This is a genomic window from Marinobacter sediminicola (assembly GCF_031157525.1).
Taxonomy (GTDB): Bacteria; Pseudomonadota; Gammaproteobacteria; order Pseudomonadales; family Oleiphilaceae; genus Marinobacter; species Marinobacter sediminicola.
In genome coordinates this window covers 112299-131128 of the sequence record NZ_JAVIXR010000002.1, presented here as the reverse complement: position 1 = coordinate 131128, position 18830 = coordinate 112299, and the positions used below count along the sequence as shown (strand labels likewise).

Below are 18830 nucleotides of genomic sequence, written 5' to 3'. Positions count from 1 at the left end.
TATGAACAAAAAGCGCGTTAGTTTTTTTAAGTGAATTACGCTCGCAAACTTCAGAAAATACGGATTGCCTTCTAGTCTGTTTATTGAAACAACAATGAGGTGATGAATATGTTTTTCAAAACAACAATAGCATTTGCAGCAGCGGCTGCGTTCAGTATGTCAGCCATGGCATGGGAGCCCAGCGGAAAAGTTGAGTGCCTTGCACCGGCTGATCCCGGCGGCGGTTGGGATTTTACCTGCCGCAGTGTGGGTAAGGTTATGCAGGATCTGGACTTGGTAAGCGGCTCTGTTCAGACAGTAAACATGGCGGGTGCAGGTGGTGGCGTAGCCTTTGCCCACACTGTAAGTAAGCGTAAAAACGACGAAAAACTGATTGTCGCGGCCTCTACCGCTACAACTACCCGTTTGGCTCAGAAGCAGTTCCCCGGTATGGATGCTTCAATGGTGAAGTGGGTCGGTGCACTAGGCGCAGACTACGGCATCATCGCAGTGAGTAAAGATTCCAAGTACGAAAACCTGAACCAGTTAATGGACGCGCTGAAAGAGAACCCGCGTTCGGTCAAGTTTGCTGGTGGCAGTGCCCGTGGCGGCTGGGATCACCTGAAGGTGCTTATCGCAGCAAAAGCAGCTGGTGCTGAAAACCTCCCTTCTATTCCTTACCTGTCGTACAACAACGGTGGCGAAGCCATGACCCAGGTAGTGGGTGGCCAGGTGGATGCGTTCACAGGTGACGTATCGGAAGCAACCGGCTTTATGGATTCCGGTGATCTGCGCGTGATTGCAGTGCTTTCTGAAGAGCGCCTGCCGGGCAAATTCAGCCACATCCCTACCGCTCGCGAACAAGGCATTGATGCGCTTGGCCCCAACTGGCGTGGATTCTATATGCCGAAAGAGACCTCTGCAGAAGCTCAGAAGTACTGGGTAGATGCGGTAGACACCTTGTACGCCAGTGATGAGTGGAAGGCGGTAATGAAGAGCAACGGCCTGATTCCGTTCCACCCGAAAGCCGGTGAGTTTGAAAGCTTTGTAACCAACCAGGTGCAGGACATTGAAACCCTGTCCCGGGAAATCGGTCTACTGAAATGACTGGCCTGGGCGACCGTATTCTGGGCTTGTGCCTGTTGGTGGTAGCGGTTGCCTATGGCTGGGTAGCGCAACAGTGGCCTGAACCCTTCGGTGGATCCGAAGGGGTAGGGCCGGAAACCTTTCCCACCATGCTGGCCGTTGTGCTGGCGGTGGGCAGCCTGTACTTGATGGTCAAACCGGATGCTGATACCCAGTGGCCTGTAGGAAAAACAGCCCTGGAGTTGGTGGTTTCGATCATTGTACTGGTGATTTACGCGCTGCTGCTTGAGCCATTGGGCTTTGTTATCTCCACTACCCTCGCGGTTGGCGCTTTAAGCTGGCGCATGGGTGCACCTGCTAAATCCGCGTTTGCAGTTGGTCTGGTCAGTGCCATTGTGGTGTTTGGGCTATTTAACTATGGCTTGTCTCTGAGCCTGCCCACTGGCTTGTTGGGAGACTTTTGACCATGGAAACACTTGGCTTTCTGATGGACGGGTTTGCGGTAGCGTTAACGCCGTACAACCTGATGTTTGCGCTCTTTGGTGCCTTTGTGGGCACGTTGATTGGTTGCCTGCCAGGCTTGGGCCCGGCAAACGGTGTGGCCATTCTGATACCTCTTGCCTTTACCTTGGGCTTGCCGCCTGAAACAGCAATGATTCTGCTCACATCGGTTTATGCGGGTGCCATGTACGGCGGCCGGATATCGTCGATTCTGCTGAATATTCCGGGCGATGAACCCGCCATGATGACCTGCCTCGACGGCTATCCCATGGCGCAAAAAGGTCGGGCGGCAGATGCCTTGGCCATATCGGCGATAGCCTCCTTCGCGGGCAGTTTGATCGGTACCATAGGGCTGATCATGCTGGCACCGGTGCTGGCGCGCTTTGCGCTGACCTTCGGGCCGGCTGAGTACTTTGCGCTGTTCTTGCTTGCCTTCGCTACGCTGGGGGGTATAACCGGCAAGAACCCGATGAAGACGGTGATTGCAGCTGCACTGGGCATCATGATTTCCACCGTGGGAATCGATATCTCTACCGGCACCCAGAGGTACACTGGGGGTGTGCTGGAGCTGTATGAGGGCATCGACTTCATCTTGGCGATTGTGGGCTTGTTTGCCATATCCGAGCTTCTGTTTTTTGTAGAAGCACGCATGGGCAAAGGCCGCAGCAAAGTGAAAATGGGCAAGATGACGCTGACCTTCAAAGAGGTCGTGTCGACAGTACCCACTCAGTTGCGTGGTGGTTTGCTCGGCTTTATCGCCGGAGTGCTGCCAGGTGCGGGAGCCTCTCTGGGAAGCTTTATCAGCTATACCCTTGAGAAGTCGGTACTGGGCAAAAAAGGCCGCTTTGGTGAGGGCGATATTCGTGGTGTTGTGGCGCCAGAAGCTGGTAACAATGGTGCGGCGTCGGGTGCCTTGGTGCCCATGCTAACCTTGGGTGTCCCAGGAAGTGGGACTACAGCAGTATTGCTGGCGATGTTGATTTCCCTCAATATTACGCCTGGGCCGCTGATGTTCACCCAGAACGCTGATATTGTGTGGGGTGTTATTGCCGCGCTGCTGATCGGTAACGTGCTGCTGCTGATACTGAACATTCCGATGATTGGCGTGTTTGTAAGGCTGCTGTCCGTGCCGCCGATGTACCTGCTGCCGATAGTCACCATGGTGGCGTTCGTGGGCATCTACTCCATCAGCCACAGCACCTTCGATCTGTACTTCATGATTCTGTTTGGTGTTGGCGGGTATCTTCTGAGAAAGCTGGAAATTCCCTTGGTGCCCATTATTCTGGGCCTCCTTTTGGGGCCAGAAATGGAGAAGAACCTGGGCCATGCGCTGATACTGTCTGATGGTGATTGGACCACACTCTGGTCGAGCCCATTGTCGATAGGATTGTGGCTGGTAGCCGGCCTTGGTTTGGTGTTGCCAACGCTGGTTGGGCCGATTCTGCGCCGCCGTATGCGTAACGCTATCAAGGAAGGGCCTGTTAGCGACTAAGCGCCAAGGTCAGCCGCTTCGGCGGAAAATAGGAAGGATGTGCACCGGGCTTTGCCCGGTGTTTTTTTGTTTTCCACAGCACAGGAAATTATGTCCGATTTTTCTCTAATCCAGTATGCCTTGGTAGCCCTTATCTTCATCTGGAGTGGCTTCGTGCGCTCTGGGCTGGGCTTTGGCGGTGCGGTGTTGTCGCTGCCTTTCCTGTTGCTGGTGAAAGATGACCCGCTAATATTTCTGCCTATCATTGCAGTGCACCTGCTGCTTTTCTCTTCTCTGACCATCTGGATGAACAATCGTAAAAGCCGCACCAGAAAAGCCGGCGATGGCAGCCAGAAGCTGACCGGGTTCGGGCCAGATGCAGCCGCTAAAGCCCTCGAGGGCACGGTTGACTGGCCCTACCTCTGGCGGATGCTGGGCATCATGCTGGTACCCAAACTGATTGGCGTCTTTGGCCTGTTTACGCTGCCCCCACATGTATTAAGCGCGATTATTTTCGTGATTGTTGCGATCTACTCTGTGTCGTACATCATCAACCGACCTTTCCGCAGCAGAAGTAAAACCGTGGATGTGATCTTGCTGATGGCCGGTGGTTATATCAGCGGCACCTCGCTGATCGGCGCGCCGCTGATTATTGCGGTTGCCTCCCAGCATGTGGCACGGGAGAAGCTGCGCGATACCTTGTTTGGCCTTTGGTTTATTCTGGTGTTGATCAAACTGGCAGCGTTCATCTGGGTTGGGCTTGATCTGCAGTTGATCCATCACCTTTGGTTACTGCCGTGTGCTGCGGTAGGGCATGTGATCGGGCTACGTTTTCACGAGCGCATTCTGAAGGCGGAAACACCGGTGTTTTTCCGCATGCTGGGTGTGGTGCTGTTGGTGGTCAGTAGTGTGGGTATGGTTAGCGCGTTTCTGTGATGTGCAAAGCATCAACATTAATCAGGCCATTGCCAGGGTGGTGCGTCCAATAACCCCTGGCCCACAACAACGGTTTCACCCAGTTCTTTGTTCAGGGCAATCGAGTTGCAGTCACCATCCCTTTCCAGTGTGGCTACCAGCCGTGGTGCGTGGGAAACCACCCAAACCTGAGTCTCCCGCGAGGCACGGATAATCAGCCGCCCAAGTGCAGGAAGCAGATCCGGGTGCAGGCTGGTTTCTGGCTCGTTCAACACCAGCAGGGAAGGGGGCCGGGGTGTAAGTAATGCTGCTACCAACAGAAGGTAGCGTAGCGTTCCGTCAGAAAGTTCTGCCTGGTTCAGAGGCCGCAACAGACCATCCTGCAGGAACTCCAGAACAAAGCGATTACCTGAGTCTGCAGAAAAGTTTATCGTAGCTCCGGGAAACGCATCCTCAATCGCGTGATACAACGCTTGGCGGTCGCCTATCTCATGGATGGTTCGCAGAGCAGCAACCAGGCTATGGCCATCATGGTCGAGCACGGGGGTTCGCGTGCCTATCTGTGGCGTACGAATGATGGAGTCGGGATCGGTTCTGAACTGATCGTAGAAGCGCCAGTTGCGGATAGTTTGTCTCACAGCGTGCACCTCAGGCACAGCCACCGGGTCGCTGATTTCGTTGAGGATGCTTTCGTAGGAGTTGAGGTGAGCGTTATACACTGCCCATTTTCGGCCGGAGCGTACTTTTACGATAGGCCCGACCCGGTCGATCAGGCAGCTGCTGGGCCGGCAAACATCGCCCACCCAAATGCATTCGCGTTTTATTTCGGGGTCGAACTGAAACATGGAGGGGTCTTTGTAGCCGGCAAATCCCTGTGGTGCTGGCATTCCCAATGATATGGCGTAACTGAACTCTTCACCCGCAAAGCCCAGCCTCAGGCGTGAGTTGTGTTTTCGTGCAGAGCCTTGAACAGGTGCGGAGCCTTCTCTCATGCCGCTGGTAATGTTGTCAGGCCCGGCCCAGAAGGTGTACTCCAGCCCGCCTTCCTGTGCGATCGACGAAATCATGTTTCCTTTCGCCGCTTCTGCGAGCAGGCGCAGAGATTTGTACAGGTTGGATTTGCCACAACCGTTTGGGCCTGTAACCACATTAAGACCTGCCAAAGGCGCAACAATGCCTTTCAGGCTGCGGTAGTTTGATACTGCGAATGCATTGATCATATTCACAAGCCTTTTCGCCCTGATCGTTCCAGCGCCATTAGCGTATCTGTGTATTTCACCAGCCGATTTAGATACTCCGGTGACAGCTTCTGCATTTCGGCCAATGCCAAGCTTACCAAGCGGTGGGCGTTCATTGGGCCGGCGTCTTCGGGGGCCTGTTCGATGGCGCTGCGGACACGGTCCTGAAGGACTTGCTCGCCACGGTCCGCCGATGCTCTGGTCATGGCTTTTAGTGGCTGACGGGGATTGGCGGCTGCAGCGCGTTGGGGAGCTTCTGAGCTTTCTTCGGGCGCTCCAAACACCAGCTGTTCCAGCGTCGACCGGGGTTGTGTTTGAGGTGCACTCTGGGTTTGATTCAGCCTGTCCAGCAGAGCTGAGAGCGGCGAAGGAGCACTGGTTTCAATGGCTTGTGATGACGGCTGCGGTGCTTCGAATCGTGTCTTGTAGTCTGCAACCGCCTGCTCCAGCTTGTCCCAGTGCCGGGTGTGCTGTAGGCCTTTCGTTTCCAAACGCATCGCCAGTTCTTCCAGATAGCGAAAGCGAGCCGGGTCCATCTGGACTGCTCCAGAGTTTCGGAGGTCTTCCAGTTGCGGATGCATGGCAGTGGCTTCAGCTATCGGATTCATCCGTTGCCAGCCTCCGCTTCAGCGTTTGCAGGTGCTTGAGGCGCCAGAGGTACGGTGCTGATTTCTACTCGCCGATTCTGAGCCCGGGATTCCGCATCAATATTGGGCACCGCCGGGTGGTGCGGGCCAAAGGCGGCGGCGAATACACGGTCGTTGGGTAGGCCAAGTTCTATTAATGTTCGGGTGACTGTCAGCGCTCTCTGGGCAGACAGCCCCCAGTTGTCTTGATACCGGTTGCCGCTGTGCATGGGCAGGTCATCGGTGAAGCCGCTGATCATCAGCAGTTCCTGGTGCTGGGTCAGATAGGTTTGCAGCGGGGTGACGAGGGCTTCCAATACTTCTACGCCGTCGGCCTGCAGCTGATCCGAGTTCAGTTCAAACAGCACGTTGCCGCTGATGCCAATGCGGCCGTTGTGAAAGGTTACCAGGCCTTTGGTGAGCGGGTCTTCCAGTGCTTGCTCCAGGGCAATGCGCCTCTGTTCTTCGGCTTCCCGCTTGGCTTTCTCTTCCTCCAGGGATTGGCTCAGTTCCAACTGAACGCCAATCACCCACACCAGTATCAGCACCAGAATACCTACCAGCGCTGCCATCAGGTCTGAGAATATCGCCCAGATAGGGGTGGACTGCTGTTCACCGTCTTCCAGATATTCCATCAACTGGCTCCGCTGGTCTCGACGTGATTGGCGATCAGAGCCGAAGCCGCATCAATCACATCTTTCTGGGAGCTTACGGAGAGGTCGATGACTTCGCGGGCCTGAGCAACGTAATAGGCTAACTGTTCATCGTGGCGCTTGCCGGCTCCATCCAGTGCTTTCTGTATGTTGGTCAGGCTTTCCTGCAGCTGAGAGTTAGACGCGCTGAACAGCTCCACTGCGGCAAGGAAGGATTCACTGAGGGCGCCGACTTCCTGGCTGCTGCCGGTAATGTCTTCGCCCAGTTTGCCGAGTTGCTGGCTTTGCTCCTGAATCAGAACATTGAAGCGTTCGCTGATGCCTGTGAGGGTCTCACCTGCGCCGCTGATAAGAGAATCCACCGCCTCGCGCTGGCTGTCTGCGTTGTTGCGCTGGGATTCGAGAAGGCTGTCCAGCTCATGAACCAGCCGCTGGCGCTCTTCCAACAGTTGGTTTTCCCGTTCGCTGTTGCGGGTTATCTCGCTTTGCAGCTGTGAGATTACCTGGGCGGCGGCTTTCGGGGTTTCCGACGCGGTTTCTATCAAGCGGGTCATGGGGGCTTCCAGGCCTAAGCCCAATTCCGTCAGGTGTTTGGTGACGGTCACTTCCAGCTCGGCCAGGCGTTCATTGGCCGCGTCTCCTCGGGCAGCTTCTTGCTCATGCAGTTGAGAAAGCTGCTCGCTGATACGGGTGATGAGAGTATCCAGGCCTTTTTGATAGCTTTCGGTGAGCTCTGCTAGTTGCTGCTTGGTGGTGGCAGACCAGTTTTCGTGCAGCTTACCAGCGCTGGACTGCAGGCTTGCCATGGCTTCGGAAACGATCGGCTCTATGCGTTCAGCGGTCAGGCGGCTGCTCGATTCCAGAGCTTTCTCAAGAGACTCAGCCACAGACGTTGCAAGGGTCTGATAGTGGCCGCCAACGGTGGTGTGGAACTCTTGCTGATTTCGGGTAAGGGATTGCTCAAGCTGCTGGCCTAGCTGCTCCATGCGGGCAGTCATGGACTCCATCGCGGTTGCCATTTGGGGCAGGGCATCCGCTTGGGATTCCAGTGCTTTGAACGCCTGTTGGCGCTGATAGTCCGTCGACAGGTGGTGTAATCGTTGGCGCAGAATCTTATCCAGCTGGCGGGATACCTGCAGTAATTCGCGGCGGCTGAGGGTGGAGGCCAGCCCCAGCATGGCAGACGCTGCCACGCCGGCGATGGACGTGCCGAAGGCCAGGCTCAGGCCGGCAATCGGGGCCGCCAAAGCACTGCGAATCACACTGAGTTCGGTGCTGCCATCCAATGCAGATGCCGCGCCGCTCAAGGTCACAATCATGCCGGCAAAGGTGCCCAGCAGGCCGAGCATAACCAGTAAGCCGACCAGGTAGGGCGTAAACTGCGGGCTTGGCAGTGCAGCAAAGTGCCCGTCGATGCGTCTTTGTACTGAAAACTGCACTTGCTCAGGTAGGCCAGAGAGCCAGCTTGTAATTTGCTCGCGGCTTTCCGGTGTGGTGCTCAGCTTCTGCTGCAGTTCTCGGGTTGTGTTCCGGAACCCCATCAACTCAACAAAGCCCAGCGTGTATACAGCTGCAATGATGACCGTGACGGAAAGCGCCAGCAGGTCAGAGCCTAAAAAGCGCTGGCCAATCCAGGCCGTTACCGCCAAACCTATGGCAAAAGCGAAAAAGAAGAAAAGTCTGCTCATGGAGAATCCATTACCTCGTTGTGGCAGGCCTCAAGTAATCCCAGTACTGGCTCCAGCCGAACATCCAGTTCAGCGAGTAAAAGATTCTGCGCTTCTTCGCAGTAACGGTGAAGCCAATCATCCGGCGCAATACCGGTTTCGAGGGAGTGGTCAGAGGTTGTTTGTTCTGCTGGGGAAAGCGCCTGGAATCGCTGCTCCAGCACTTTGGAAATATGAGAGAAACACTGGCTGGTGTACCCGGTCATCGCGTGGTCGAAGGTTGAATCCAGCTCTGCCAGCCTGGCCAGATTCTGGTTGTGGTCCTTCATCGCCTTTCGGGTTTTGTCGCGAAGTTGGCGGCTTGCGGCGACCACTCTGCGTTGCAGGGTGAGCCAGCTATTCAAATACAGTTCAAAATCCACATAATTTGTTGGCTCGATGTCATCGCCGTACGTGGAGATTTTTCGAACGAGTGCTGTGCGAGTGGTGGCCAGTTCCTGAATGATTCGTTCAAACGTTGGCCCTTGGTTCATGCCCGGATGGCGGGTTCGAAAGGCAATCGCAGAATCCAGAACCAGGGTGTCTGAAAGCCCAAACAGTCGCCCCAGGCGTTCGCCGCAACAGGGCAACGGGCCGTCGGCAAGCGGCGCCCCGGATTGGGCCAGCAGTTGCAGCAGCCTTGGCGGTGAAACCCCGGCAGAATGTGAGGGTGATTGAGTCATCAAATAATCGCGCACAGGTTTGGGTAACCGAAAAATACCGGGCTTTCCGGGGCGACTATTCTAAAGGGTATGGGAGGTGATTGATAATGACTGAATTGCCAGAAATATATGCCCGAACAGGCTATGCCCGGGCATATATACATTGCTGAGCAATCAGCGCTTGGCCATCAACGCTTCGAGTTCATCGGCGCCGCCAACCAGCTTGCCGTCGATAAATACTTGCGGGGTTGTGCCCTTGCCGGTTACTGCTTGCAGGGTGCTGTATGACAAGCCGCCACTGCCCAGCGTAATCTCTTCATACTTGAAACCCTTGTTCTGTAGCAGCGATTTAGCGCGGGTACAGTGGGGGCACCCGGGTTTCGTGAATACTGTTACCCGTGCAGGCAAGGTTGCATCCGGCTTGATGTAGTTGAGCATTGTGTCGGCGTCAGACACTTCAAACGGGTCACCAGGGCTGTCTGGCTCAATGAACATTTTCTCGATGGTGCCATCTTTTACGAGCATGGAATAGCGCCAGCTGCGGTCGCCAAACCCGATGGCACTCTTGCTGACCAGCATGCCCATTTCACGGGAGAAGTCGCCGTTGCCATCTGGAATGAATTCGATGTTGTCGGCGTGCTGATCTTCAGCCCACGCCTGCATAACGAACGGATCGTTCACCGACAAGCAGATTACCCGGTCTACGCCCAGTTCTTTGAATACCGGTGCCAGCTCGTTGTATCGCGGCAAGTGAGTGCTTGAACAGGTGGGTGTAAACGCGCCCGGCAAGGCGAACACAATCACCGTTTGCCCGTTGAATAACTCGTCACTGGTTACCGACTGCCATTCGTTGTCACGACGAATGGGAAACGTAACCTGGGGGACTTTTTTACCTTCCGATGAACTTAACATTTAAAACTCCTTGGAGTTTGTGGGGTGAGCTGTGTCGATCGATCGCTTTGGGTTTCATTCCATATGGAATGCCAACGCGCCGACATTAAAGTCAGCAGCGAGGGTAGTGGTGAGGTCAGTACTAGAGAATGGCTGGACTACAGGTTGGCAAAAGCTGCATCAAAATCTTTTGCCGCAGCATCGGTGAACTCAAAGTGGCTCCTGATATAAGTCAGCGTGGCTTTTTCTGTTTCCGTCACACCTGCGCCGTCACTGGCGGACTTGAAAAGATCTGCGACCTCGTCTTTGGATAGCTTACCTTCGCCCTTTCCAGTGGTGTGCTTGCGGGCAAGTTCCAGTAGTTCTTTTTCGTATTTTTGACCGTCTATTGTTTCGTATGCCATAACAAAGCCAACTCCTTTTAACAGTGATTCTGGGCCCCCCGACGCCGGGCGGTCCCTCTGCAGGCAGGCCAGTTAAAAACGATTCCATCCGGCGGACCTGTGAGATTAATACAAGCACAGGGTTCGGGGTTGCGCAAATAATGAACTGGGCGGCTATCAGTTCACGCCACTTACGACAATATAACCAGATGGTTTGGCAGTTCATCTTTCTGGCGAGTGGCTGGCACCTTGGATTTGAGATGCTTTCCACAGTCTTCAATGCAGGAAATAAAGCCCTGCAGTGTTTCGCCCTGTTTCACCTGTTTGGTGAATGCTGCAATGATGTCTTCCCAGGCGTCGTTATCAATTTGGCTCGATATGCCCCGGTCTACCAGAATCTCAACGTAACGCTCGGCTTCAGAAACGAAGATCAACATGCCCGTAGCGCCTGCGGTGTGGTGCAGGTTCTGTTCCAGAAACTGACGCCGGGCCAGGTTCGAAGCACGCCAATAGCCCACAGAGCGAGGAATCAGCCGCCTGTTGATGCCGGGTATCCGGAACACCAGACTGAGCAGGGCAAACACGCCCCATTGGCTGAGCAGCAGTACATCTGCCGACAGCCAGTTGGTAAGGTAGTTAATAATACCGGGCACCAAAAGCGCAAAGATCCCCGCCCAGAGCAGAGGGATGTATGCGTAATTGTCGGCTTGGGCGGTTAGAACCGTTACCACTTCTGCGTCGGTTTCCCGCTCAACTGCGGTGATAGCGGCCGCAACTTGTTCCTGTTCCTGTTTGTTTAGTAATGTCATGGGGTATCACTGTTTGTTGGGTTGAAGGTTGCCTTTCGGATGCCTGCTTGTTCGCTACCAGCCACCAGATGCACCTCCGCCGCCGAAGCCTCCGCCCCCGCCGCTAAAACCACCTCCACCGAAGCCGCCACCGCGGCCACCCATGCTGGCGCCGAGCAGTGCACCACCTACCAGTGCCGCGCCGGTGCGTCCGCCACGGCCGCGGCCACCACCAATGAAGAAAATGACTGCCATAATGAATAGGAAAAACATCAGCACCGCTTTTGGGTTGGGTTTTTCCTGGGGACCGGTACCGGTTCTGCCTGGTACCGCCAGGGGCTCACCGCCAAGAACCTGCACCATGGCGGCAGCGCCATTGGCAATGCCCTGTTCAAATTGGCCTTGCTTGAAGTCGGGCGCAATAATCCGATTGATGATGGTGGCTGAAGCCGCATCAGTGAGGCGTCCCTCCAGGCCGTAGCCCACTTCGATCCGGATCCGTCGTTCCTGCTTGGCAACAATCAGCAGTGCGCCATTATCCTCACCCTCCTGACCGACTCCCCAATGCCGGCCTAGCTGATAGCCAAAGTCTTCTATTCCATAACCCTGAAGATCCGGCACTGTGACAACCACAACCTGTTCTGTCGTGCTCTGTTCGTGGGCCTCAAGCATTTGGGCTATCTGGTTTTCGGTGGCAGTGCTGAGCATGCCTGCATTATCCACCACCCGGCCAGTCAACTCCGGAAACTCCGGCGCTGATTGCGCCAGCGCCGCTGATACCGGCAGTACGATCAGCGCAAGTATGACCGCGACAGGGTGGCGAAAGGCGCAGCGCGAAGCGTCACGAGAGAAAAGTTGCATTTAAAACGTCACCTTAGGAGCTTCGTCAGCATTTTGTGCAGTGGCCTCGAAGTTTTCACGCACCTCCATTTCGCTATAGAGAATGCTGTGCCAAATTTTGCCTGGGAAGGTACGGATCTCGGTGTTGTAACGTTCTACTGATTGAATGAAATCGCGCCGAGCCACCGCTATGCGGTTCTCGGTGCCTTCAAGTTGCGATTGCAAGGCGAGGAAATTTTGATTGGACTTCAAATCCGGGTAGCGCTCAGAAACGGCCATTAACCGGCTAAGTGCGCTGCTAAGCTCACCTTGGGCCTGTTGAAACTGTTGGAGCTTCTGTGGGTTGCTCAAAATGCTTTCATCAACTTGAATAGAGGTTGCCTTGGAGCGTGCCTCAATAACTGCCGTCAGGGTTTCTTTTTCTTGGGCCGCAAAGCCTTTAACGGTTTCTACAAGGTTAGGTACCAGATCTGCCCGGCGCTGGTATTGGTTTTCAACCTGCGACCAAGCGGACTTAACCTTTTCGTCAAAGGTGGGAATGTTGTTGATGCCACAACCGGTTAGCAACAACGCCAGCATGAGCAAGGTTGCCAGTTGCCGTATTGAGCGCAGGGGTGTGTAGGTTGGCTGTGTTTGCATGGTGTTAGAGTTCCCTGAAGATGACCAATGCCCCCGAACTAAGGGCCGTGAATGAAAGAAAGGGTCTCACACTCAGCCATTTCAAAACAGCCTGCTAGACTATCAATTGATACGGATATCCGTGTGGATGTTCCAGAATATACTGGTCGGCGCACCGGGTTTATCCCAGGCATTGAAAAAGGAAGGGTGTCATGCAGGGGGTAAGTTGCCCGCATAAAGCTATAGCTCCGGGCTTACAGGGAATTTACAGGCGCGTCGTTCATCGGATTGGCTGGTTGGTCATCGCCATCGCTGTTCTGGTATTGGTGTCCTGGGTGTTTGATATTGAGGCAGGAAAACGAATACTGCCTACTTTTCAGTCCATGAAGTTCAATACTGCACTTTGCTTTCTTGCCTGTGGGCTTCTTTTGCAGTGTAAATCGCCCTCTGACAGCGCCTCGAACAGAGATGTTTTCGTTGTTTTGCTGGCTGCTTTCGTACTCTGTGTGTCGGGTATGACACTTCTAGAGTATGCAGTGGGCTGGCAACTGGGCATTGATGAACTTGTAGTTAAGGATCTTGCTACCGCGGCAAGCAATTGGCCGGGGCGCATGTCCGCCGCCACAGCGTTTTGTTTCAGCATGATAAGCGTCGCCTGGCTGGCCACAGGGCTTCGGCTGCGCTACGCCACTCTTATTCTGCAGGCTCTTGCCCTGGCGATAATCATGATCAGCAGTGCGGTTCTGATTGGTTATGCATTCGGAGTGCAAAAGTTCAGGCTGTTTTTTTTCTCTACCATGGCGCTGCACACATCTCTGTTATTTGCGCTCTCCGGTGTCGGCATGCTCTTCGTGCGACCAGATCACGGTCTGATGGGCTCCGCTGCCAGTTCGTACATTGGCGGGCGTTCCCTGCGTCGGCTAATGCCTTTCATTATTGTAACGCCCGTATTAACCGGTTGGCTGAGCATGCAAGGAGTAGCGGCGGATTACTATTCCGCGGCCTTTGGCTTCGCACTGAGCAGCCTCTGCAGCATTCTGATACTTGGTTTTGTCGGTTGGCGTGGCGCGGATGCCCTGAACCGCGAGGAAGAACGTTTCCGTTCGACGGTAGATTCGTCTCCTGTGGCCATGATCATGACCGACGACAGCGGCACCATCCAAATGGCTAATAAACTCGCCCACTCATTGTTTCGCTACCCCGCAGGCCAGTTATTGGGCCAGTCGGTAGAGCAGTTGGTTCCAGAAGGGGCTCGCCACGATCACGTAGGCTATCGCCATGACTACCTGCGCAGCCCTGAGCAACGAATGATGGGGGCTGGTCGAGACCTTTTTGCCCTGCGCCAGGATGGAACGGACTTCCCGGCTGAAATCGCGTTGAACCCGGTTCAAACGGCCGATGGGCGCTATGTGTTGGCTGCGATTGTCGATATTACCGAACGTGTGGAGGCCAAGCGTAAAATCTTGCGCCTGAACCGTATTCACAAAGTTCTTAGCGGTATTAACACGTTGATCGTACGTGTGAAAACCTGCGATGCGTTATACGAAGAAGCCACACGAATTACCGTGGAAGAAGGTGACTTGCCGGCGGCACTTGTCGTGCAGCATGACAGGGCAACGGGCCGGTGCGACATCCTGTACGCCCACGCTTCCGATGAACGACTTCAGGCCCGCCAGTTGTCTAACTATGAGATCAATACCGTTCGCGAATGCCTGGGCCATCATCGGGTCGCTATTCGTAGTGATGTGGCAGAGCATTGTGACAGCGCTGATTGTTACGGGCTGGCTGGCCTTGGTGTGCGAGCACTGGGAGCCTTTCCATTGACAGCAAGGGATAGCGCCCTGGGTGTAGCGCTGGTGCTCTATCGGGATGAACCGTTTTCATTTGATGAAGTAGAAATGAAGCTTCTTCACGAGGTTGCGGGTGATATCGCATTCGCGATCGACAATCTCGAGAAGCATCGGCAGCTGGAGTACCTGACGCACTTTGATAGTCTGACGGCACTTCCGAATCGTCTTTTGCTGGCCGATCGCGTGCAGCAGGCATTGCTCCAGGCCGATAGCCATCAGGGCGTTCTCAGCATTCTATATGTCAACATCGATCGCTTTAAGCAGATCAATGACAGCTTGGGGCACTCTGGCGGTGATGATGTGCTTCGAGAAGTGGCGCGAAGGATAGGCAATTGCGTAGGCAAGGCCGATACCGTATCCCGCTGGGGGGCCGATGAGTTTATTGTTTTGCTTCCTGGGCAGGGTGCTGCAGAGGTATCGGATGTCGCTAAATGCATAGTGGGCGAGTTGCACTCAGTCATCGTGATGGAAGATAGCCGGGAGCTCTTTGTCTCATGCAGCATGGGCATTGCAGAATACCCACGTAGCGGGAAGGACATGGATGCGGTGATCAACAGTGCCCGAAGCGCTATGATCGCTATCAAGGCGCAAGGCGGTAATGACTATCAGCACTTCGATCCGGGGAGCGACAATACCTCCGGTGATGGGCTGGCGCTGGAGACATCGTTAAGGCACGCTCTGGGTCGCAACCAGTTCCAGTTGCATTATCAGCAGCAGATTGAAATTGCCACGGGGCAGGTTGTGGGTATGGAAGCCCTTTTGCGCTGGAATCATCCGGCGGAAGGCATGGTAGCGCCAGACCGCTTTATCCCTCTGGCAGAAAAATCAGGGCTCATCGTACCTATTGGTGAATGGGTGCTGCGCGAAGCCTGCCGCCAGGGCGCCGCCGGGGACGGGCTGAAAATGGCTGTGAACCTCTCCGCCCGACAGTTTCATCAGAAAAATCTCGTGGGGGTTATTCAGCAGATCCTCGAAGAAACCGGCATGCAGCCGGCTAACCTGGAATTGGAGATCACCGAAAGCGCTCTCCTATACGACGTTGAGTCGGCAATAGAAATGATGACAGAGCTGGCTGGTTTGGGCCTGAGCATTTCCCTGGATGATTTTGGTACGGGTTACTCAAGCCTGAGTTACCTCAAGCGCTTCCCTATAGATACCCTGAAGATCGACAAATCCTTTATCGCCGAAGTCACTACAGATCCGGACAGCAAGGTGATTGTAAACACCATCATCGCCATGGCTCATGCACTGGAGCTCAAAGTCATTGCAGAAGGTGTGGAAACCGAGGAGCAGTTGGCACTGCTGTATGAGCGCGGCTGCGACCAGGCCCAAGGTTATCTGTTTGCCCGGCCGTTGCCATACGATGAGGCAATAAACGCAGGGCGGTCTTGATCACTTCACTTTTTCATCGCCACCAGGTTGCACCATAACAGAGCGCCTTGCTTCCAGGTGCACGTTATTGGGCTCCTGGCTATTGGTTATAGAGCCTCGTTTTTCCTCGTTTTTCATTCTAATTTATTGAAAAAACATAAGTTTTTATGCCATGGAACGGCTGATGCAGAAGAGGGTTGCGTTACTGACGAACGGCGCAACCCACTCGAATGCAAAGGACGATGAAATGAGCATCAAAAAACACGTGAAGCTGGGCCTCTCTGCACTGGCACTTTCCATCTCGTTCAACTCCGTTGCCGCGGAAGATCCTATCAGGGTCGGCATTCTGCATTCCCTCTCCGGCACCATGGCGATCAGTGAATCCACCCTGAAAGACACCATGCTGATGCTGATCGAAAAGCAGAACGAAGCCGGCGGTGTGCTGGGCCGTCAGCTTGAACCGGTGGTTGTGGACCCTGCTTCCAACTGGCCGCTGTTTGCGGAAAAGGCGCGCGAGCTGCTGGCAAAAGAAAAGGTAGACGTAATCTTCGGGAACTGGACCTCGGTGTCCCGCAAATCCGTACTGCCGGTGATCGAAGAACTGAATGGTTTGTTGTTCTATCCGGTTCAGTACGAGGGTGAGGAGTCCTCCCAGAACGTTTTCTACACGGGTGCGGCACCCAACCAGCAGGCCATTCCAGCGGTTGATTACCTGATGAACGACATCGGCGTTGAGCGCTGGGTTCTTGCCGGCACTGACTATGTGTACCCACGCACCACCAACAAGATTCTTGAGACCTACCTTAAAGATAAGGGCGTCGCGGCTGAAGACATCATGGTCAACTACACGCCGTTTGGTCACTCCAACTGGCAGGCCATTGTTTCCGACATCAAGGCATTTGGTGGGGCCGGCAAGAAGACTGCAGTAGTTTCAACCATCAACGGTGATGCAAACGTGCCCTTCTATCGTGAACTGGGTAACCAGGGTATCGATGCCGCAGACATTCCGGTGGTTGCTTTCTCCGTGGGCGAGCAGGAGTTGTCTGGCATAGACACTGGCCCACTGGTGGGTCATTTAGCGGCCTGGAACTACTTCATGAGCGTGGAGAGTGACGCCAACTACGACTTCATTGATGCCTGGGTTGCTCATACCGGGAACGAAGAGGCTGTTACCAACGACCCCATGGAAGCGCACTACATCGGCTTCAATATGTACATTGAAGCCGTTAAAAAGGCCGGTACTGCGGACGTGGACGCAGTGAAAGACGCCATCATTGGTGTCTCCGTTCCTAACCTCACCGGTGGCTTTGCCACCATGATGCCGAACCATCACATCACCAAGCCCGTGCTGATTGGCGAAATTCAGGACAACGGCCAGTTTTCTGTGGTGTGGGAAACGCCGTCTACCGTTGCCGGCGACGCCTGGTCTGATTTCCTGCCGGGCTCCAAAGACCTGATCAGTGACTGGCGCAAGCCGCTGTTCTGCGGAAACTTCAATGTGGTTTCCGGCACCTGTGGCGCCCAGGCGAACGTGGCTAACAAGTAGCGTTTGAGTCGAACTGAAGCAGGTGAGGGCTTTCCTCGCCTGCACATTAACATGGCGTTTTTCCCATACGCTCTTATTCAACCGGACAGGACTCAATGATGAGCACCTCCAAACTGCTCGGCCGTGCGCTGTTTGCTTGTTTTCTTTTGTGGGCCGGCGATTTGCTGGCGCAAACAGAAGACGCCGAAGCACACCAGTTGCTCACGGTATTGGCCGAATCTTCATCCACGCAAAAGAAAGCGGCGGTTCTCCAGATTGCTGGAAGTGGCGATGTGCGTTCTCGAGGCTGGCTAGAATCGTTTGCCAACAACAAACTGGGCCGTATCGAATCCAGCGGTCAATTCATAATTGTGCTGGAAAACCGGGGCCGGAATTGGACCGTGGAAAGCGCACTCACCGGCGAGAACCTCGGTGAAATTTCCCGCCGCGACATAGACACCGTTCGTGTAAACAATGCCTTGCGTAATGAGCTTGAAGGCATTCTCTCGGTGATTGATCTGAAGAGCCCGGAAGAGCACAGCCGCTTAACCGCCGCCCGCGCTCTTAAAGGCAGCGTGGATGGCACTCTCGCCGAGCGACTGCCCGAACTGATGAACGACGAAAAGAGCGACGCCGTTCGGGCGGCGCTGACTGAAGCCCTGGCGATTTATAAAGTGGAAGAGCAGGGTGATGTTGCGGCTGTAGCGACCCTCTCCGGCAGCCTTAACTCAGAAGCCCGCGCTGCTCTGCAGCAGGCTATGCGCAGCGACGATGCTGCATTGGTTGCTGCCGCCACCGAAGCCATGGCGAGCATCGAACAAAAGCTGACGCTGAACCGTGCCGCCGAGACCCTGTACTTCGGCCTGTCTCTCGGTTCCGTTCTGGTGCTGGCGGCCATTGGCCTTGCGATCACTTTCGGTGTGATGGGCGTTATCAACATGGCCCACGGCGAACTGATGATGCTGGGTGCCTACACCACCTGGGGCATGCAGCAACTGATGCCGGGCCAGCCCGGTTTGGCGTTGATTCTGTCCATTCCCGCAGGTTTTCTGGTGGCGGCATTGGCAGGCGTCGCTATAGAAAGAACGGTGATCCAGCACCTGAAAGGTCGCCCGCTGGAAACCCTGCTGGCCACCTTTGGTGTCAGCCTGATTCTGCAGCAGCTGGTGCGTACTGTGATCTCCCCCCTCAACCGTACCGTGATTACCCCGGACTGGATGAGCGGCTCGGTGATGATCAACGAAGCGCTGTCACTCACCCTGAACCGCCTTTACGTGATCGGCTTTGCCCTGGTGGTGTTCGCGGGTTTGATGTTGATCATGCGCAAAACCCGCCTTGGCCTGGAAGTGCGCGCCGTTACCCAGAACCGTGCCATGGCCCGCTCCATGGGCATCAAAGCCACCAAAGTGGACATCCTTACCTTTGCGCTGGGTTCCGGCGTGGCGGGCCTGGCCGGTGTTGCGCTCTCCCAGATCACCAACGTTGGGCCCAATCTGGGCCAGGCTTACATCATCGACTCCTTCATGGTGGTGGTGTTCGGCGGCGTGGGTAACCTCTGGGGCACCCTGCTGGCGGGTATGGCGCTGGGCACCATCAACCAGCTTCTGGAGCCCTGGGCTGGTGCCGTGCTCGCCAAGATTCTGGTGCTGGTGTTCATCATCCTGTTCATTCAAAAACGCCCTCGGGGACTCTTTCCCCAGAAGGGCCGTGCAGCAGAGGGCTGAACT

17 protein-coding genes are annotated in these 18830 nt (G+C 55.0%); 7 read left to right on the top strand and 10 right to left on the bottom strand.

The window, feature by feature from the left end:
• Positions 1-108 precede the first annotated feature (108 nt).
• The 4 genes from RG807_RS03305 to RG807_RS03290 all read left to right on the top strand — a co-directional run bounded on the left by RG807_RS03305 (position 109) and on the right by RG807_RS03290 (position 3973).
• Positions 109-1086, top strand: coding sequence for a Bug family tripartite tricarboxylate transporter substrate binding protein (locus RG807_RS03305; RefSeq protein ID WP_309043607.1), 978 nt, complete (start codon positions 109-111; stop codon positions 1084-1086).
• Positions 1083-1529 carry a tripartite tricarboxylate transporter TctB family protein gene (locus RG807_RS03300; RefSeq protein ID WP_309043606.1) on the top strand — a complete coding sequence of 149 codons (447 nt, stop codon included), beginning with the start codon at positions 1083-1085 and terminating at the stop codon, positions 1527-1529. Before RG807_RS03305 ends, RG807_RS03300 begins: the two co-directional genes overlap by 4 nt.
• Before the next feature lie 2 nt (positions 1530-1531).
• Positions 1532-3058, top strand: a complete 1527-nt coding sequence (locus RG807_RS03295) for a tripartite tricarboxylate transporter permease (RefSeq protein WP_309043605.1) — start codon at positions 1532-1534, stop codon at positions 3056-3058.
• Between the two features lie 90 nt (positions 3059-3148).
• Complete coding sequence (locus RG807_RS03290; RefSeq protein ID WP_309043604.1) at positions 3149-3973, top strand: sulfite exporter TauE/SafE family protein; 825 nt, start codon at positions 3149-3151, stop codon at positions 3971-3973.
• Positions 3974-3990: 17 nt separating this feature from the next.
• Here the strand turns inward: RG807_RS03290 and RG807_RS03285 are convergent, their stop codons facing one another.
• The 10 genes from RG807_RS03285 to RG807_RS03240 all read right to left on the bottom strand — a co-directional run bounded on the left by RG807_RS03285 (position 3991) and on the right by RG807_RS03240 (position 12318).
• Positions 3991-5172 (bottom strand): AAA family ATPase, encoded by a 1182-nt coding sequence (locus RG807_RS03285; protein WP_309043603.1) that lies wholly within the window; start codon positions 5170-5172, stop codon positions 3991-3993.
• A gap of 2 nt (positions 5173-5174) precedes the next feature.
• Entirely contained in the window at positions 5175-5798 is a 624-nt protein-coding gene (locus RG807_RS03280; protein ID WP_309043602.1) for a DUF2894 domain-containing protein, read from the bottom strand.
• The gene (locus RG807_RS03275; protein WP_309043601.1) at positions 5795-6451 is read right to left on the bottom strand and encodes an OmpA family protein; all 657 of its coding nucleotides are present in this window, start codon (positions 6449-6451) and stop codon (positions 5795-5797) included. Before RG807_RS03275 ends, RG807_RS03280 begins: the two co-directional genes overlap by 4 nt.
• A complete protein-coding gene (locus tag RG807_RS03270; RefSeq protein ID WP_309043600.1) occupies positions 6451-8157 on the bottom strand; it encodes a DUF802 domain-containing protein in 1707 nt (568 codons plus the stop codon). Before RG807_RS03270 ends, RG807_RS03275 begins: the two co-directional genes overlap by 1 nt.
• Positions 8154-8858: a DUF3348 family protein gene (locus RG807_RS03265; RefSeq protein ID WP_309043599.1), complete on the bottom strand. Its 705-nt coding sequence runs from the start codon at positions 8856-8858 to the stop codon at positions 8154-8156. Before RG807_RS03265 ends, RG807_RS03270 begins: the two co-directional genes overlap by 4 nt.
• Positions 8859-9011: 153 nt before the next feature.
• A complete protein-coding gene (locus RG807_RS03260) occupies positions 9012-9749 on the bottom strand; it encodes a glutathione peroxidase (protein ID WP_309043598.1) in 738 nt (245 codons plus the stop codon).
• A gap of 137 nt (positions 9750-9886) precedes the next feature.
• Positions 9887-10132, bottom strand: a complete 246-nt coding sequence (locus RG807_RS03255) for a hypothetical protein (protein WP_309043597.1) — start codon at positions 10130-10132, stop codon at positions 9887-9889.
• 170 nt (positions 10133-10302) lie between these two features.
• The gene (locus RG807_RS03250) at positions 10303-10920 is read right to left on the bottom strand and encodes a TPM domain-containing protein (RefSeq protein WP_309043596.1); all 618 of its coding nucleotides are present in this window, start codon (positions 10918-10920) and stop codon (positions 10303-10305) included.
• Positions 10921-10974: 54 nt separating this feature from the next.
• Entirely contained in the window at positions 10975-11760 is a 786-nt protein-coding gene (locus RG807_RS03245; protein ID WP_309043595.1) for a TPM domain-containing protein, read from the bottom strand.
• Positions 11761-12318, bottom strand: coding sequence for a LemA family protein (locus tag RG807_RS03240; RefSeq protein ID WP_410803601.1), 558 nt, complete (start codon positions 12316-12318; stop codon positions 11761-11763).
• Positions 12319-12569: 251 nt separating this feature from the next.
• Between RG807_RS03240 and RG807_RS03235 the strand changes: the two genes are divergently transcribed.
• The 3 genes from RG807_RS03235 (at position 12570) to urtB (ending at position 18827) form a co-directional block, all read left to right on the top strand.
• A complete protein-coding gene (locus RG807_RS03235) occupies positions 12570-15599 on the top strand; it encodes an EAL domain-containing protein (protein ID WP_309043593.1) in 3030 nt (1009 codons plus the stop codon).
• A gap of 226 nt (positions 15600-15825) precedes the next feature.
• Positions 15826-17124 carry an urea ABC transporter substrate-binding protein gene (gene urtA / locus RG807_RS03230; RefSeq protein ID WP_309043592.1) on the top strand — a complete coding sequence of 433 codons (1299 nt, stop codon included), beginning with the start codon at positions 15826-15828 and terminating at the stop codon, positions 17122-17124.
• 98 nt (positions 17125-17222) lie between these two features.
• Positions 17223-18827, top strand: a complete 1605-nt coding sequence (gene urtB / locus RG807_RS03225; protein WP_309043591.1) for an urea ABC transporter permease subunit UrtB — start codon at positions 17223-17225, stop codon at positions 18825-18827.
• Positions 18828-18830: the final 3 nt, after the last annotated feature.

Excerpts from the sequence above, each read along its gene's own strand:
- RG807_RS03305 (WP_309043607.1), top strand. The coding sequence starts at position 109 with ATGTTTTTCAAAACAACAATAGCATTTGCAGCAGCGGCTGCGTTCAGT.
- RG807_RS03300 (WP_309043606.1), top strand. The coding sequence starts at position 1,083 with ATGACTGGCCTGGGCGACCGTATTCTGGGCTTGTGCCTGTTGGTGGTA.
- RG807_RS03295 (WP_309043605.1), top strand. The coding sequence starts at position 1,532 with ATGGAAACACTTGGCTTTCTGATGGACGGGTTTGCGGTAGCGTTAACG.
- RG807_RS03290 (WP_309043604.1), top strand. The coding sequence starts at position 3,149 with ATGTCCGATTTTTCTCTAATCCAGTATGCCTTGGTAGCCCTTATCTTC.
- RG807_RS03285 (WP_309043603.1), bottom strand. The coding sequence starts at position 5,172 with ATGATCAATGCATTCGCAGTATCAAACTACCGCAGCCTGAAAGGCATT.
- RG807_RS03280 (WP_309043602.1), bottom strand. The coding sequence starts at position 5,798 with ATGAATCCGATAGCTGAAGCCACTGCCATGCATCCGCAACTGGAAGAC.
- RG807_RS03275 (WP_309043601.1), bottom strand. The coding sequence starts at position 6,451 with ATGGAATATCTGGAAGACGGTGAACAGCAGTCCACCCCTATCTGGGCG.
- RG807_RS03270 (WP_309043600.1), bottom strand. The coding sequence starts at position 8,157 with ATGAGCAGACTTTTCTTCTTTTTCGCTTTTGCCATAGGTTTGGCGGTA.
- RG807_RS03265 (WP_309043599.1), bottom strand. The coding sequence starts at position 8,858 with ATGACTCAATCACCCTCACATTCTGCCGGGGTTTCACCGCCAAGGCTG.
- RG807_RS03260 (WP_309043598.1), bottom strand. The coding sequence starts at position 9,749 with ATGTTAAGTTCATCGGAAGGTAAAAAAGTCCCCCAGGTTACGTTTCCC.
- RG807_RS03255 (WP_309043597.1), bottom strand. The coding sequence starts at position 10,132 with ATGGCATACGAAACAATAGACGGTCAAAAATACGAAAAAGAACTACTG.
- RG807_RS03250 (WP_309043596.1), bottom strand. The coding sequence starts at position 10,920 with ATGACATTACTAAACAAACAGGAACAGGAACAAGTTGCGGCCGCTATC.
- RG807_RS03245 (WP_309043595.1), bottom strand. The coding sequence starts at position 11,760 with ATGCAACTTTTCTCTCGTGACGCTTCGCGCTGCGCCTTTCGCCACCCT.
- RG807_RS03240 (WP_410803601.1), bottom strand. The coding sequence starts at position 12,318 with ATGCTGGCGTTGTTGCTAACCGGTTGTGGCATCAACAACATTCCCACC.
- RG807_RS03235 (WP_309043593.1), top strand. The coding sequence starts at position 12,570 with ATGCAGGGGGTAAGTTGCCCGCATAAAGCTATAGCTCCGGGCTTACAG.
- urtA (WP_309043592.1), top strand. The coding sequence starts at position 15,826 with ATGAGCATCAAAAAACACGTGAAGCTGGGCCTCTCTGCACTGGCACTT.
- urtB (WP_309043591.1), top strand. The coding sequence starts at position 17,223 with ATGAGCACCTCCAAACTGCTCGGCCGTGCGCTGTTTGCTTGTTTTCTT.